General features: G+C 59.1%; 11 protein-coding genes. 9 read left to right on the forward strand and 2 right to left on the reverse strand.

Going from position 1 to position 14,842, the window contains the following annotated elements:
- Window positions 1–120 precede the first annotated feature (120 nt).
- The 7 genes from KCG46_RS09350 to trxA are packed head-to-tail and all read left to right on the forward strand — an operon-like array spanning window position 121 to window position 11,539.
- Complete coding sequence (locus KCG46_RS09350; protein WP_218404961.1) at window positions 121–2,484, forward strand: sensor histidine kinase; 2,364 nt, start codon at window positions 121–123, stop codon at window positions 2,482–2,484.
- Window positions 2,481–2,936 carry a tRNA (adenosine(37)-N6)-threonylcarbamoyltransferase complex ATPase subunit type 1 TsaE gene (gene tsaE, locus KCG46_RS09355; RefSeq protein WP_218404962.1) on the forward strand — a complete coding sequence of 152 codons (456 nt, stop codon included), beginning with the start codon at window positions 2,481–2,483 and terminating at the stop codon, window positions 2,934–2,936. The genes KCG46_RS09350 and tsaE overlap by 4 nt, the downstream gene beginning before the upstream one ends.
- Complete coding sequence (locus tag KCG46_RS09360; RefSeq protein WP_218404963.1) at window positions 2,933–3,922, forward strand: aminoglycoside phosphotransferase family protein; 990 nt, start codon at window positions 2,933–2,935, stop codon at window positions 3,920–3,922. Before tsaE ends, KCG46_RS09360 begins: the two co-directional genes overlap by 4 nt.
- Window positions 3,919–4,641, forward strand: a complete 723-nt coding sequence (locus KCG46_RS09365; RefSeq protein ID WP_218404964.1) for a nucleotidyltransferase family protein — start codon at window positions 3,919–3,921, stop codon at window positions 4,639–4,641. The genes KCG46_RS09360 and KCG46_RS09365 overlap by 4 nt, the downstream gene beginning before the upstream one ends.
- A complete protein-coding gene (gene addB / locus KCG46_RS09370) occupies window positions 4,634–7,660 on the forward strand; it encodes a double-strand break repair protein AddB (RefSeq protein WP_218404965.1) in 3,027 nt (1,008 codons plus the stop codon). Before KCG46_RS09365 ends, addB begins: the two co-directional genes overlap by 8 nt.
- On the forward strand, window positions 7,657–11,169 hold the full coding sequence (gene addA, locus KCG46_RS09375) for a double-strand break repair helicase AddA (protein WP_218404966.1): 3,513 nt from the start codon (window positions 7,657–7,659) through the stop codon (window positions 11,167–11,169). The genes addB and addA overlap by 4 nt, the downstream gene beginning before the upstream one ends.
- 49 nt (window positions 11,170–11,218) lie before the next feature.
- Window positions 11,219–11,539 (forward strand): thioredoxin, encoded by a 321-nt coding sequence (gene trxA, locus KCG46_RS09380; protein ID WP_218404967.1) that lies wholly within the window; start codon window positions 11,219–11,221, stop codon window positions 11,537–11,539.
- A 7-nt stretch (window positions 11,540–11,546) separates the two neighbouring features.
- Here the strand turns inward: trxA and KCG46_RS09385 are convergent, their stop codons facing one another.
- Complete coding sequence (locus KCG46_RS09385; RefSeq protein WP_218404968.1) at window positions 11,547–12,359, reverse strand: inositol monophosphatase family protein; 813 nt, start codon at window positions 12,357–12,359, stop codon at window positions 11,547–11,549.
- Window position 12,360: 1 nt separating this feature from the next.
- Window positions 12,361–13,587, reverse strand: a complete 1,227-nt coding sequence (gene argJ / locus KCG46_RS09390; protein ID WP_218404969.1) for a bifunctional glutamate N-acetyltransferase/amino-acid acetyltransferase ArgJ — start codon at window positions 13,585–13,587, stop codon at window positions 12,361–12,363.
- 106 nt (window positions 13,588–13,693) lie between these two features.
- Between argJ and KCG46_RS09395 the strand changes: the two genes are divergently transcribed.
- Both KCG46_RS09395 and KCG46_RS09400 read left to right on the forward strand, forming a co-directional pair.
- Window positions 13,694–14,443: an energy transducer TonB gene (locus KCG46_RS09395; protein ID WP_218404970.1), complete on the forward strand. Its 750-nt coding sequence runs from the start codon at window positions 13,694–13,696 to the stop codon at window positions 14,441–14,443.
- 75 nt (window positions 14,444–14,518) lie between these two features.
- Entirely contained in the window at window positions 14,519–14,794 is a 276-nt protein-coding gene (locus tag KCG46_RS09400; RefSeq protein WP_218404971.1) for a hypothetical protein, read from the forward strand.
- Window positions 14,795–14,842 lie beyond the last annotated feature (48 nt).

Here is a 14,842-nt window from a genome sequence, read left to right on the forward strand (position 1 = left end):
CTGAGCGAGAGCTCGGTTTATCGACGAGATAGGGAAGCCCCACGCAAATCATCGGATTTGCGGGGGCTTTTCCTTGTGAGAGCAGTTGCATCGGCGCTCTCGGCGGCATAGCTGCAACCTATGGAACTTTCGCCGCTCATTCTTGCCATCATCGGGCTTGTGCTCGCCGCTTGGGCGGCAGGTGCGGCGGTCATGATGATCCGTGCGAGTAAAAAGACGCGGCGAACCAAAGCCCTGCAAACCTCGCTTAAGCGGATGCAGCGCATGATGGACATGGCGCCGGCAATTCCGATGCTGGTGCGGGTCGATGGCCGGATCGAAGCGCCCGAGCGGCTGGCGCGCTGGCTTGGCCTGGAGGCAATGCCGAATTATTTGAGCGAGCTTGCTGCTGAGGATGAAGATGCCGGCCATCAGGGGCTTTCCGATGCTCAGGTGAAAACCCTTTCAGAAAAAGTACGCCTTACCCAGAAAAGCGCGGCACCTTTCCAGATAGCGATTACGCCGCCGGGATCAGGCCGCAGCTTGGCGTTGCAAGGCGCGCTGGCCGATCCGCAAGTCTCGCCCGGAGGGGCGGCGCTGGTTTGGGTGTTCGACTTCACCGAAAGTCAGGACGAATTGTCGCTGATGCGTCAGGCCGCTTCGCAGGCAGAGAGTGACTTTGCTGCGCTGGTGGGGCTGATCGAAGCGGCGCCGGTGCCCATGTGGTTCCGTGGGCGCGACATGCGGTTGCAGCTTGTCAATCAGGCCTATGTTGATGCGGTGGACGCTGAAGACGCAGCCGCTGTTATCGAAGGCCAGATCGAATTGCTTGAAGCGGAGGATGGCAAAAGCCCCGCCCAACAAGCGCGCGGGGTGTTTGAGGCCCTTGAGCAAAAGGAGCGCGTCACAACGGCAACGCTCCATGGTGAACGACGTACTTTGCGGGTCAGCAATCAGCCACTCGGCAAGGAAGGCGTCACTGGTTACGCAATCGATATCGAAGAACAGCAGCAGGTTTTGCGTGAATTCCGTGCCTTCCGCGAAGCTCAACGCGAAATGCTGGACCAGCTTTCCGTCGGCGTGGCGCAGTTCAATGATGCGGAAGAACTGACATTTGCCAACCAGCCATTCCGCCGGCTGTTCGAACTGCCCGATGGCGCGGTGCGTGAGAATATCCGATTTGACCGCTTCCTTTCCGAAGCGCGCGAAAAAGGTCTGACCCCTGAGGTCCGCGACTTTCCGGAATGGCGACGCGAACATGCTGCGTGGTTCGATTCCGCAGATATGCAGGAAGAGGCGTGGCCGCTTGCCGGCGGAGTGCACCTGCGTATTGTGGCGCAGCCATTGCCGGATGGCGGGATTGTCTTGGTGGCGGAAGACCAGACCGAAAGCCTTGCGCTCTCTGCAACCCGCGACACGCTGCTTCGAACCCGCACCGCAACGCTTGACAGTCTGTTCGAAGCGCTTGCGATCTTCGCGCCGGATGGATCGGTCCAGCTCTGGAACCGCAGTTTTGCGGGCACTTGGGGCCTTTCGAGCGAGTTCCTAGATACGCACCCGAGCGCCGATGCGCTGCTGGAAGCGATTGGCAAAAACCTAAGTAAGCCGTCCGAAACAAGACGGATCGGGGCAGTTGTCCGCGCTGCCACTTTGGACCGGACGGAGAAGGAAGGGCGCGTGCAGCTCTCGGATGGACGCTCGCTGCGTTTTGCCGGAGTGCCGCTTCCCGATGGCAATGGTTTGCTTACCGTCCTCGACATTACCGATTCTCAAAAGGCGGAGCAGGCGCTGCGCGAACGTGCGGTTGCGCTTGAGGAGGCGGATGCAGTGAAGGCGCGTTTCCTCGCGAATATGTCATACGAATTCCGGACGCCGCTTACGACCATCGGCGGCTATGCCGAGCTCTTGAAAAGCGGTGCGGCGGGCGAGATCGGGGACGGCGCAGGCGAGTATGTCGATTCAATTCTGACAGCGGTCGCGCGCCTGACCGAACAGGTCGAAAATGTCCTTGATCTCTCTCAGAGTGAGGCGGGGCTATTGCCGATTACGAAGGAAGATGCTGATCTGCTGACGTTCCTGACTAAGCTGGTTCGGGAACGGGAGACCGCCATTATCAAGGCTCAATTGGGATTGGACCTTAAGGGTAAGCGCGGGCGCAAAGTGGAAATTGACGCGCGTCAGCTTGGGCGTGCTGTCGGCAATCTGCTCGATAATGCAATCAACGGTACACCGCCTGACGGGCATATCCTGATCGAGATTCTTAAATCCGATCCAGAGGGCGAATGGCGCACTAGCTTTGTAATCTCTGATAACGGGGCGGGTATGGCGTCGGATGAATTAGAGCGCGCATTGGACGGCGGACGGTCAACGGAGGATGGTGATAATGAAAAGCGCACTGGCCTTGGCATTCCGCTCGCACGCCAATTGATCGCGGCGCATGGCGGCTTGCTGGAAATCACCAGCGAAGAAGGCGTGGGCACCACTGCGGTCATCCACCTGCCGTGAGTGAGCCGAAGCAATACGAACTACCGGATTTGGCGGCCATGGAGGCGTTTGGCGCGCAATTGGCCGAGCGTTTGCAAGCAGGTGATGTCATTGCGCTGGAAGGCGGGTTGGGTGCGGGAAAAACAACACTTGCCCGCGCCATCATTGCAGCGCTTGGATACGAGCAAGAGGTTCCGTCGCCTACTTTCACGATCATCGAAACCTACGATGCGCCGCCGCTGCGCGTGCCGGTCGTCCATGCCGATTTTTACCGTTTGAACGATCCGTCAGAGGTCGAAGAAATCGGATTGGATGACTACCGCGACGGCGCTGCGATGATTGCCGAATGGCCTGATCATGCGGGCGGGTTTACGCATGAGGCGAAATGCCTCTCGATCCTGTTGGAAACCTCTGGTGAAGGGCGAATTGCGATTGCGCGCGCAGGTGCCGATTGGCTAGGACGACTGCCATGAGCGAACTTCCTGATGGGCTACACGAATTTCTGCAAAAGGCCGGATGGGAGAGCGCCGAGATTAACGCGATTCCGGGTGATGCATCGTTCCGCCGCTATTTCCGGTTGCGCAAAGCCGATGGCGCAGGGGCTATGCTCATGCATGCCCCGCCGCCTCATGAAGATCCGGTGCCGTTTCTGAATGTCGCTGAATGGCTTTCAAGCGAGGGGCTTCGCGCGCCGCAAATCTATGCCTCCGATGCGCCTCAAGGATGGGTTCTGATCGAAGATTTCGGCGATGACCGGATGCGCGACTGGCTCGATGTTCACCCTGATCGCGAAACCGCAGCCTATGAAGGCGCGATCGATGCGCTGGTTGAACTGCACAAGCGACCAGCGGGTCCGTTTCCAGCCTACGACATGCCCATCTATGCGCGGGAAACCGGACTGCTCACCGAGTGGTACGCTCCGGCACAAAATCTTGCGGTCGATACCGCTGGATATGATGCCGCATGGAAGGCTGCGCTCGCGCCGATGATGCTTCGCCAGAAGCCGGGCGTGACCGTGCTGCGCGACTATCACGCGGAAAACATCATGCTGCTGGGCGATCCGGCCAAAAATGCGCCTCAGGGTCTGATTGATTTTCAGGACGCGCTGGTTGGCCACCCTGCCTATGATCTCGTCTCGCTTCTTCAGGACGCTCGCCGCGATGTGTCCGAGGAATTGGAGACTGCGATGCTCGCGCGCTATCTTGATCGCGCTGACGCGGATGCTGAGTTTCGCGCGGACTATGCGCGGCTTGGTGCGCAGCGAAATGCCAAAATCGTCGGCATCTTCACCCGCCTTTACAAGCGCGACGGCAAGCCGCGCTATCTGGACATGATCCCGCGTGTATGGGCAGCGATGGAACGGGATTTGGCGCATCCGGCGCTGGAGCCTGTCGCAGATTGGTTCGCTGTGAATATTCCGTCAGAACTGCGTGCGAGGGGTGGAGGAACGATCACATGAGCGGCGATGGTTTGGCCAGCGACACAGCGATGGTGATGGCCGCTGGTATGGGTAAACGGATGCGTCCGCTTACCGCTAGCCAGCCCAAACCGATGGTCCGCGTTGCAGGTAAACCTCTGATCGATCATGCGCTTGATCGCTTGTCAGACAATGGCATCGCAAAGGCTGTCGTAAACGTCCATTACATGGCCGACGCCCTCGAAGCGCATGTGCTTGACCGAAAAAATCCTAAGGTCGTTGTCTCTGACGAACGCGACGCTTTGCTGGAGACGGGCGGAGGGTTGATCCGCGCGCAAGCACATCTGCCTGACCCGTTTTTCTGCCTGAACGCCGACAATATCTGGCTGGACGGTCCGCGCGATGCTTTTCGTGACCTGTCTGAGCTTTGGAATCCGGAGAAGATGGACGCGCTTTTGCTGGTCGTGACCCATGTAAGGGCCGCCAATTTCAATGGGCAAGGTGATTTCTACATGGATGGCGCAGGAAAGCTCTCTCGGCGCTTGCCCGGACGGATCGCGCCTTTCATTTACACCGGCATTCAGCTGATTTCGCATCGGCTTTTGCGAGACGCGCCGGACGGCAAATTTTCGACCAATATTCTTTGGAATCGCGCCATTGAAGAGGGGCGTCTGTACGGCGCGGCCTTTACTGGCCAATGGTTCGAAGTCGGCACGCCAGAGGCGATCGGTCCCACCGAAAATGCGCTAAGACGTGGGTGAGGCGCAGACGCCTGACGTTTATTCCATTGCGGCGCACCGCGGCTTTGCAGACGCGCTGGTTGCCGGTCTGGTCCCGCGATATTCCGAAGCGGGCTTTGGTCTTGCGCGGCTGACACTGCTGGTGCCGAGCTCGCGCGCGGCCCGGACATTGTCCGAAGCTTTCGTGCGGCATTCTGGCGAAGCCGGCCTGCTGATGCCGCGCATGGTGATGGTGGGCGATCTTGAACTGGATGAAGCGCTCGGCAACCTGCTGGACCCGCTTGGCGCGAACGATATTCCGCCAGCGGTTGAGCCGACGCAGCGGTGGTTGGAGCTCGCAAATCTGATCGAAGAGGAGAGTGCCGATGATGGTCAGCCGCCGCTTCCCGGCGCTGCACGGCTGAGATTGGCGCGGGACATGGCGCGGGCGATGGACCGGTTGCTGGTCGAGGATGTCTCGCCTGACCAACTGACCGGTGAAGCTGTGCTGGACATGCTTGGCGATCTTTCGGTCCATTGGAAGAAATCGCTAAGACTGTTTGCGCGGGTTGAGCTGCGCTGGCGGGAAAGATTGGCCGAATTGGGCCGGGTTGATGCGGCAACGCGACGAAACATGCTTTTTGAACGGGCCATGATGAAATGGCGCGAACAAACCCCTGAACACCCGATTATAGCGGCAGGCGTGACGAGCGCTTCGCCTGCTCTCGCCCGTATGTTGCGGGTCATTGCTGACCTGCCCAATGGCGCGGTCATCCTGCCAGACCTTGATCTTTCGATGAGCGATGAAGCGTGGGATGAGCTTGGCCGCGCTGGTGCCTCCGTTGAACCGGGTGGTGAGGTGTTTGGCAAAAAAGACGCGCTCACCCATCCGCAATATCATCTCAAACTGTTGCTTGAGCGGATGGGCATCAACCGGGCTGAAGTGCAGCAATGGCACCGCAAGGGAGAGGGCGCAGCACCGCCAGCGCGCACTCACGCAATCAGCTCGCTATTTCTTCCGCCGCAGGCAAGCCAGTCATGGATCAGCATGGAGGCCGACAAGCGCCGCCTTTCCGGAGTGCGGCTGATGACAAATGCGACCAGTGAAGAAGAAGCGCAGGCAATTGCGATGCTGGTGCGTGAGGCGTTGGAACAGCCGGAAAAACGCATTGCGGTCGTTTCCGCTGATCGTTCGCTAGCACGCCGTGTCACGCAGCATCTTGAGCGGTGGAACATCGTTGCCGACGACACCGCTGGTAAGCCGCTTTCTCTTACCCCCGCTGGGCGGTTGTTTGGCTTGCTTTCGGGTTTGGCATCGGACGGTTTGGAGCCCGCTGCGCTCATCGCAGCGCTTGGCCATCCGCTGATCCAGCGCGAAGATGAGGACGCAAGGCGCGCCTGGCTATCAGCTCTACGGCAGTTCGAATACGAGCTGCGCGGCCCGTCGCCTGCGCCGGAATTCGAGCCGCTGCGCAACGTCGCAGACAAGGCAAAAGTGCGCGAGTGGTGGGATGGTGCCGAGGCAATCTTGTCGCCTTTGCTCGGCACTTCTGACGAGATCAGTCTCGCCGATGCGCTGGACATTCTGACAACTGCGGCTGAGGCACTGGCCGGAGAGGCCGTATGGGCACGAGAGGATGGCCGCGCTTTGTCTGCGATGGTTGAGGATGTGCGGCTTCACGCGCGCGCTCAGAACACTCGCATTGCCCCAGCAGATCTGGCCGGAGTGCTGCGGGATTGCATGGATGCGATCTCTGTTCGTCCGCCTTATGGCGGTCATCCGCGTGTGAGTATTTACGGGCTGCTGGAAAGCCGGATGGCGCGGGCGGACCTGATCATTTGCGGCGGTTTGAACGAAGGCACTTGGCCGCAGCCGCCCGGTGCCGATCCGTTGCTCGCGCCCGGAATATTGCGCGCTTTGGGTGTACCGGGAGCGGAGTTCCGCATCGGCCTTTCAGCTCACGATTTGGCTGGTGCACTCGGCGCGCCGGAAGTGGTGTTGAGCAGGGCACAGCGGGACACAGAGGGACCGACGCTTGCCTCACGGTTCTGGCTGCGGGTTGAGGCTTTGCTGGGTGAGGCATTGGCAGAGCAGCACCGCGAAACGTCAATTCCTGCTTTGATGCCCTTGCTTGATCGTGCTCCCGAAAAGCCATCTGAGAGCTATCCAAGACCAAAGCCAAAGCCGTCCGAGCAGCAGCGTCAGGTCAAGATTAGCGCAACCGCGCTCGACCGGCTTTTGGGTGATCCCTATCAATTCTATGCACGCGAGATTCTCGGATTGAAAAGCCTCGATCCGCTGGCCGCGGACCCGTTCGGCGATCCTGCTTTGCGCGGGACATTGGTGCATGACATTCTTGATGCGTGGCACAAGGCGCGGACCCACGATCCTAACTTAGCCTTGGTACCATTCGCCGAGCAGCAACTGCACGAAAAGCAAGTCCATCCGCTGTTCTGGGGGCTTTGGCGTCCGCGCATTTGCGCGGCGCTGGAGCAGTTTGAAAAATGGGTTGATGACGCCGCGAAAGAGGGGCGCGAGGTCGTCGCGACCGAGGTCTGGGGCGAGATGATGTTCGAAGGTGTGCGGGTTATGGGCAAACCTGACCGTATCGACCGCTTGCCCGATGGAACGCTGGCAATTGTGGACTATAAAACCGGCAGCCCGCCCAGCGCATCTCAGGTAGAGGCAGGATACGCACTGCAACTCGGCCTGCTCGGTCTGATCGCCGATATGGGCGCGTTTGAGACGGACAAAGGCCCGCTTTCCGGCGATGCGACGGGTTTTGAATATTGGTCTCTGGCAAAGAAGACGGGCGAGTTTGGTTTTGTCGATGTGCCAATGAAGGTCGGCCGCAAACGCAGCGGATTGCTGCCCGAAGATTTCCTGCATGAGCACGAGAGGTATTTGCGAGAAGCGATCTCCAAATACATCAAGGGCACCGCGCCTTTCACCGCCAAAGAGAACCCCGATTATCCCGGATACACTGACTATGATCAGTTAATGCGGTTGGAGGAATGGGTGGTCGGCCTTGCTTCTGATGAGTCGGAGCAAGCCGCATGAGCGGCGCCATCCAGAATCAAGGCAAGGTTTATCCGCTTGCTGACCAACAGCGCGATGCGGTCAATCCGGAGGATAATGTCTGGCTGTCCGCGTCAGCAGGCACAGGCAAGACGCAGGTCCTGTCTGCGCGTGTTTTGCGGCTTCTGCTGCGCCCCAATGTCGACCCTTCCGAAATTCTCTGCCTGACATTTACAAAGGCTGGCGCGGCTGAGATGGCGACGCGGATCAACGCGGTGCTTGCACGCTGGGTCAGGTTAGATCCCGTACAACTCGCTGGTGAGCTGGGCGACCTAGGCGCGGATATCGGGCCGAAAACGCAAGAGCGAGCCCGCACGCTGTTCGCGCAAGTGCTCGATTGTCCCGGAGGCGGATTGCGGATCGATACGATCCACGCATTTTCGCAATGGCTGCTGGCGAATTTTCCGGAAGAAGCAGACCTGCCGCCCGGCGCGCAGCCAATGGAGGACCGCACCCGCGAATTGCTCGCCCGCGATGTGCTGACAGAATTGTTGAGCGAAGCGCGCCGGACCAATGACACGCGCATCCTCGATGCGGTTACGCTTTTCACCACTGCCAAAGACCCCGGCGCGCTTCATCACTGGCTGATGCGCTGCGCCAAGGCGGAGGAGATGTGGGAAGGCGCCTCCGCTTGGCAATCGCCGATGGATGCGCGGGTTCGAACCCTGCTTGAAATTCCGTCAAACGCAGATGCGGAATGGGCATATGAAGGCTTGGGCGCGGATGCCTTCCCGGATGATCATGTCCTCGCCATGATACCGGCGCTGGAGGAGTGGGGCACGAAGACAGCCGACAAGTGCCTCCACTTCATGCGGCATTGGCTGACATTGGATCAGGCTGCACGGATAGAAGCCGTCAGCGGCTTCAAAGGAACTCTGCTTAAGGCGGATGGCACGCCAAGCCTGCAAATCAAAAAGCCGCGAGAGAACGATCCCGGTTTTGCCGATGGGCAAGACATAATCTCGCAAGCGGTGCTTCAGGTCGAAGGGCGTCAGGCGCTGCTTCAGCTTGCCGAGTTTCTGACCGCCGCGCTTGAGATCGGGCGCGATTTTTCAATCCGCTGGCAGGAGGCCAAGCGCCGCGAGAGCCTGCTCGATTTCGATGATCTCATCCGGCGCGCAGCGGCCCTGCTCAAAAACAGCGTCGCTGCGGACTGGATTCGGTACAAACTCGACCGGCAATTCGACCACATTCTGATCGATGAGGCACAGGACACCAACGAAGCACAATGGGACATCGTCTACGCGCTGATCGATGACTTCTTCAGCGGAGATGGTGCGAGTGGAGACCGCTTGCGGACCATCTTCACGGTGGGAGATTACAAACAGGCGATCTTTGGCTTTCAGGGCACCAGTCCGGAAAATTTCGCGGGCGCAAAGGCCAAGGTTGCAAAAGCTATCGAAGATGCGCGCGAAAGCGCAGCAGAAATGCGCGATGGCCGCCGCATACCTGGCTGGAAAGACCTTGATCTGGGCCGCTCGTTTCGAACGTCAAAGCCGGTGCTCGAATTCGTAAACCGGGCGATTGGATTGATCGGCCATGAGCAATTCGGGCTGGGTGAGGCCCCTTCGGATCACATCGGCGCGGATCGGCCCGGTCTGGTTGCACTTTGGAAACCGGTGACATCGGTCAGCGTGTTCGAGGAAGACGGAGCGCAGGATCGCGATTGGCTGCCCCCGCACGATACTTTGCTTGCCGACAAGATCGCAGAGCAAGTGCGCCGCTGGGTAAGCGGTGATGAACCGTTCATTCTCGCCAAGTCGGAGCCGGCCCGCCACGCGAGTGCCGGAGATGTCATGGTGCTGGTGCGCAAACGCGGAGCACTGGCGGCGCAGATCGTCGCAAAGCTTCATGCGAAAGGTGTCGCGGTTGCGGGTGTCGATCGGCTGCGTTTGGGCGCACCTTTGGCGGTTAAGGATTTGATGGCGGCGCTTAGGTTCGCTTCGCAACCACTCGATGATTTGTCGCTGGCAAACCTGCTTTCCTCCCCGCTGATCGGATGGTCACAGGATGATTTGCTAGCCCATGTGCCGCGCCCGAAAAACACATCCTTGTGGAGGCATTTGCGCAGCAGCGATGATCCGTTCGTGGCCGCTACCTGCGAAACACTGAAGTCACTACTCGCCAGAGCTGATTACCAAACGCCGCAATCCCTGCTTGCCTGGCTTTTAACCGGTCCATGGCGTGGACGCGAGAAGCTGATCGCGCGGCTGGGGCGCGAGGCCAACGATCCGATTGATGAATTGGTCAATGCTGCCTTCGCCTTTGAAAGCGCGCACATTCCAAGCCTAGCGGGCTTTATCGAATGGTTCGACGCTTCGAATGAAGATTTGAAACGCGATGCCGACAGTGCCGGTGGTCAGGTGCGGGTGATGACAGTGCACGGATCGAAGGGGTTGCAGGCACCAATCGTGATTCTGGCTGACGCGACCGGAACGCCGGGGCAGGGCGGAGAGCTGGAACTTGCCGATCTTGAGCTTGGCAATGAAACATCGCGCAGGGTTCCGCTGCCATCGCTGGCTAAAGAGCAAAAGCGGGGCCGTATCGAAACGGCTGAAGCTGGGGCCAACGCAGCAAGCATGCAGGAACACTGGCGGTTGCTTTACGTCGCGATGACGCGCGCTGAAGAGGCGCTGTATATCGGCGGTTCTTTGGGGCCACGCGACGAAAAGAACGGGCCGCACGAAGACAGCTGGTATGCGCGTCTTGAGGGCGCTTTTGATGGCGAAGAGCTGGCGGACGGGCTGTGGGGCATGCGCCGCGAATGGGGGACCCGGGCGGAACCCTTGGCCGCAATTGCGAGCGCATCAACCAATGCAGCGCGACTGGCGCTACCTCACTGGGCGACAACACCGATCGGCCCTGAACCCAAACCGCCGAGACCGCTCACACCAAGTTCGGCAGGCGAAGAGCTGGCGGCTGATCCGCCGCTGCCCGCTGACGCGGCAAAGGTGGCGGCGCGGCGCGGGGTGTTGATCCACCGCTTGCTGGAGCGGTTGCCAGATATCGATGTGGAGAGCCGCGAGAAGGCGGGGGCGGCGTGGTTGAGCCGGCAAGGAGAGGACTTGCCTGCGGATACCCGTGCAGAGATGCTCGATAGCGCGCTCAAAGTGCTCACCACGGAGGAGTTTGCCGACATATTTTCGCCCGATGCGCTCGCCGAGGTTCCGCTAACCGCGACGATTGCCGGAACAGTTATTGCGGGCACAGCCGACCGGTTGTTAATTGGAGAGGACAGCGTGACGGTGGTCGATTTCAAGACAACGCGCCGCCCGCCTCACACCATTGATGCGGTGCCGCGCGCCACGCTCAAACAGATGGCCGCGTATGCAGCGGCGCTGGAAGCGATTTTCCCCGGCAAGGCCATTCGTGCGGCTGTCCTCTACACGCAAACACCGCAATTGATCGACATTCCGCCGGTTACACTCGCCGCGCACAAGGATCATTTGGGGGACACGCAGGAAAGCTATGTCCCGCTCGATATTGAGTAACTGGGAAATCGGACTAGATAGAATGCAACCGATCTACAGGAGATAAATCATGGCCACCATCAATGTGACCGACGACAATTTCAAAGCCGATGTTCTCGAAAGCGATAAGCCTGTGCTGGTCGATTTTTGGGCGGACTGGTGCGGGCCATGCAAAATGATCGCGCCAGCGCTCGAGGAAATCAGCGATGAGCTGGGCGAGCAGGTCACAATTGCCAAGATGGACATCATGGAGAACACCGGCATTCCTGCCGAGATGGGTGTTCAGTCGATCCCGCTGATGGTTCTGTTCAAGAACGGCGAAGCGGTCGCTCGCAAAGTCGGTGCAGCGCCAAAAAACCAACTCAAAGAATGGCTTGAAAGCGAAATTTGAATTTGATTTAGTCGGGCGGATTTGAAATCCGTCCGACAAACTCATCCCAGATAGCCGGGCTGGATGCACCAACCAGTCCGGTTTTTTCGTGCTCGTCGACGCGGTATTCGCTGCCATCCGGACGCGCGGCTTTTCCGCCCGCCTCGTTGAGCCAGAGTATCCCCGCGGCGTGGTCCCACGCTAGGGTTCGTTCAAAGGTCGACACATCATTCTGACCCAGCGCGAGACGAGGATACTGCTCCGCCGCACAGCGCGGTATGTCGACCAGCGTGTAATGCGGCGCGATGGTCGCATCGACATGCGCGTTCTGTTTTTCGTTTAGGAATCCCCGTGCAATCGCCGCGATTTGAGGATCGGATCCAGTGGTTCGCGCGCGGACTTTTTCCCCATTCACGAATGCGCCTTCGCCCGCTTTTGTATGGCAGAGACGGCCTGTGATGGGGTCATACAGCCAGCCCGCGATTGCTTTACCTGCGTCAGCCAGAGCGACGATCATCCCGAACGGTTCCTTGCCTTCGGTGAAGTTCGCGGTGCCGTCGAGCGGATCGATGATCCAGCATTGCTCTGAAAGGTGGTCCAGCACGGCTTTGTCGGCATGCACAGCCTCCTCACCCACTACGGCAACCCCCGGAGCGAGCTTTGTCAGCGCATCGGTTAGGAAGCTTTCGACTTCCCGGTCGACGATAGTGACAGGATCATCCTCGCCCTTCATCTCTATTTCATCGTCAGCCAGCGCGCGAAAACGTGGCAGCATGGATCGCTCAGCAGCGAAACGAAACAGATCGCGCAATTCAGCATCCAGGGCGGAAAGCTCGCTCATATCAGCTCCGGTAGTCCGCGTTGATAGAGATGTATCCGTGGGTCAGGTCGCAGGTCCATACTGTCGCCGCGCCATCCCCGATTCCAAGGTCAACGGTCAGATCGATTTCTGCGCCTTTCAAATGCTCTGCAACCGGCGCTTCGTCATAATCTTCAACGGGCACACCATTGCGCGCTGCCCAGACGCCGCCGAACCCGATTGATAGCTTGTCACGATCAGCCGGTTCGCCTGCTTTGCCCACGGCCATCACCACGCGGCCCCAATTGGCGTCCTCGCCGGCGATTGCCGTCTTAACGAGCGGTGAGTTCGCAACCGCAAGACCGACGCGGCGCGCGCTTTCATCGTTGTTGGCACCTGAAACCTGAACAGCAATGAACTTGCTCGCCCCTTCGCCGTCGCGGACGACCAATTGGGCAAGCTGACGGCAAACGTCGGTTAGTGCGGCGGCGAACGCGTCAGCGCCGGGGCTGTCCCAATTCTCTATCCGCGCGTGTCCGGCCTTACCGGTGGCAAATGCGAGCACGGTATCGCTCGTGGATGTGTCCCCATCCACTGTGATGCAGCTATAGGTTTTGGCATTTGCGCCGTTCAGCAGCTCTTGCAGGAACGCAGGAGCGATATCGGCATCGGTGAAGATATAGCCAAGCATCGTCGCCATATCCGGCGCGATCATGCCGCTGCCCTTGATGATTCCGCATAATTCGGTGCGGGTGTCACCGATCATAGCCGAACCGTGAGCCCCCTTAGCAAATGTATCGGTGGTCGCGATGGCATCCGCCGCATCTTCCCAGCCGCATGGCTGCGCGGAAAGGACATTGGCGACGCCCTCACGCGCGCGGTCTTTGGGCAACGGCACGCCGATTACGCCGGTTGAGGATACAAACACTTGGGTCGGCGCGCAGCCCATTTCTTCACTGACTTGAGCCATGATTTGCTCCACGGCCTCGGCGCCGCGATGGCCGGTAAAGGCGTTGGAATTGCCCGCATTCACAATCAGCGCGCGCGCGCTGCCTTCCTTGATCTGTTCTCGACCAAGTTCCACCTCGGTTGATGCACATGCGCTTTGAGTGAAAACGCCTGCGGCCGATGTGCCTTCCGACAATTCGACAAAGGTCAGATCGTAGCGGTCCCATTCCTTGTAGCGAGCCCGCGCGACGCGCAGTGTTACGCCCTCAATCGAGGGCATTTCGGGGAAGGGGAGTGCAAGCGGAGATGTCGACAGTTCCATGACGCTCGCCCTAATAAGGATCGTGCTGCATCGCAATCGTCAGGGCGAAATTCCGGCGATGCGCGAAAGCTTTGCAAGCCGGAAACGGTGGTGTAACCCCCGGGCTATGAAACAATTTATTGTGCCTTCGATCGCTCTTGCCATGCTGGCTACGGCTCCTCTTCATGCCCAGTCGGCTGAGGAGGCAGCTGTTGATGCTGCGGAGGCTGTTGCTGAGGCAGCAAAAGATGCGATGGAAGCGGCTGAGGATGCAGAAGCTTCAGGCTCTCAGTCGCTTTATATACCCTCCCCCTATGACGAAGTCGGCAAAGAAGGGATCAATCCACCAAGGTTGATGGATTTTTCGGCGCTGGATGCGACCGCTGCTGATTATCCGCCTCAATCCTGGGTTGCTGGCGAAGAGGGTATGGTCGAATTCGAACTGACGGTGAACGCTGCTGGTGATGCGACATCGTGCGAGGTGATCGAGAGCTCTGGCTATGAAGCACTCGATACAAAGACATGCGAAACAGCGGTTGCGCGCGCAAAGTTTGAGCCGGGTACAGATGAAACCGGAATGCCGGTTGAATCAAAGCATCGCGACCGTCAGGTTTGGTCCAAGCGCGAGCCCGAATTTGCCGGCTCGGCGACGATTCATGTCCGCTACAACGTAGCCAAAGACGGCGAAGTGTCCGATTGCGATGTCGTCGAATTGAGCGGTGAAATCTCCGATCGCATGCGTCAGACATTCGAGCGCGAGCCGTGTCCAGGGATGAACCGGCCAGCGCGTTCCGTTTATCGGGATGAGGATGGTAACCCGATTGCGAAAACCATCGAATTGCAAGTGATTGTGAAAGCTGAAGCGATTGAGGAGTAAGGCGGGCGAGATGTTCACGGCGACGCGAAGCATTGCAGTGGACGTTTTGACCAGAAGTGCCTATCTAGGGACGACATGACGCGTAAGTTATTTGCCTTTCTGGCCATGCTTTCAGGCCTCGCTGCACTTGGTGGCACGGCCACTGCGTCCTATGCCCACCCGGCTTCTTCCTGCAATACCAGCGTTTCTGCTGCTGCTGAAAACGCATCGGCAGATCATGCAACGCAATCAACGCGTGATCCCGGTAAGGCCGCGAAACGCAAAAAAGGCTGCAGAGCAAAGAAGCCCATGCCCATGCCGCGATCAATGCGGGTGCCGGTGCTGATGGGAATTGACCGCGCCTACGAATAGGACGCGTTCTTTCTGATTTTCCGCACGCCGCAACTGGCCGTGCGATGC

This window comes from Erythrobacter crassostreae, assembly GCF_019204045.1.
Lineage (GTDB): Bacteria > Pseudomonadota > Alphaproteobacteria > Sphingomonadales > Sphingomonadaceae > Erythrobacter > Erythrobacter crassostreae.

Coding starts and splice junctions, on each gene's coding strand:
- KCG46_RS09385 (WP_218404968.1), bottom strand. CDS start 12,359: ATGAGCGAGCTTTCCGCCCTGGATGCTGAATTGCGCGATCTGTTTCGT.
- trxA (WP_218404967.1), top strand. CDS start 11,219: ATGGCCACCATCAATGTGACCGACGACAATTTCAAAGCCGATGTTCTC.
- KCG46_RS09365 (WP_218404964.1), top strand. CDS start 3,919: ATGAGCGGCGATGGTTTGGCCAGCGACACAGCGATGGTGATGGCCGCT.
- KCG46_RS09400 (WP_218404971.1), top strand. CDS start 14,519: ATGACGCGTAAGTTATTTGCCTTTCTGGCCATGCTTTCAGGCCTCGCT.
- addA (WP_218404966.1), top strand. CDS start 7,657: ATGAGCGGCGCCATCCAGAATCAAGGCAAGGTTTATCCGCTTGCTGAC.
- KCG46_RS09360 (WP_218404963.1), top strand. CDS start 2,933: ATGAGCGAACTTCCTGATGGGCTACACGAATTTCTGCAAAAGGCCGGA.
- KCG46_RS09350 (WP_218404961.1), top strand. CDS start 121: ATGGAACTTTCGCCGCTCATTCTTGCCATCATCGGGCTTGTGCTCGCC.
- argJ (WP_218404969.1), bottom strand. CDS start 13,587: ATGGAACTGTCGACATCTCCGCTTGCACTCCCCTTCCCCGAAATGCCC.
- KCG46_RS09395 (WP_218404970.1), top strand. CDS start 13,694: ATGAAACAATTTATTGTGCCTTCGATCGCTCTTGCCATGCTGGCTACG.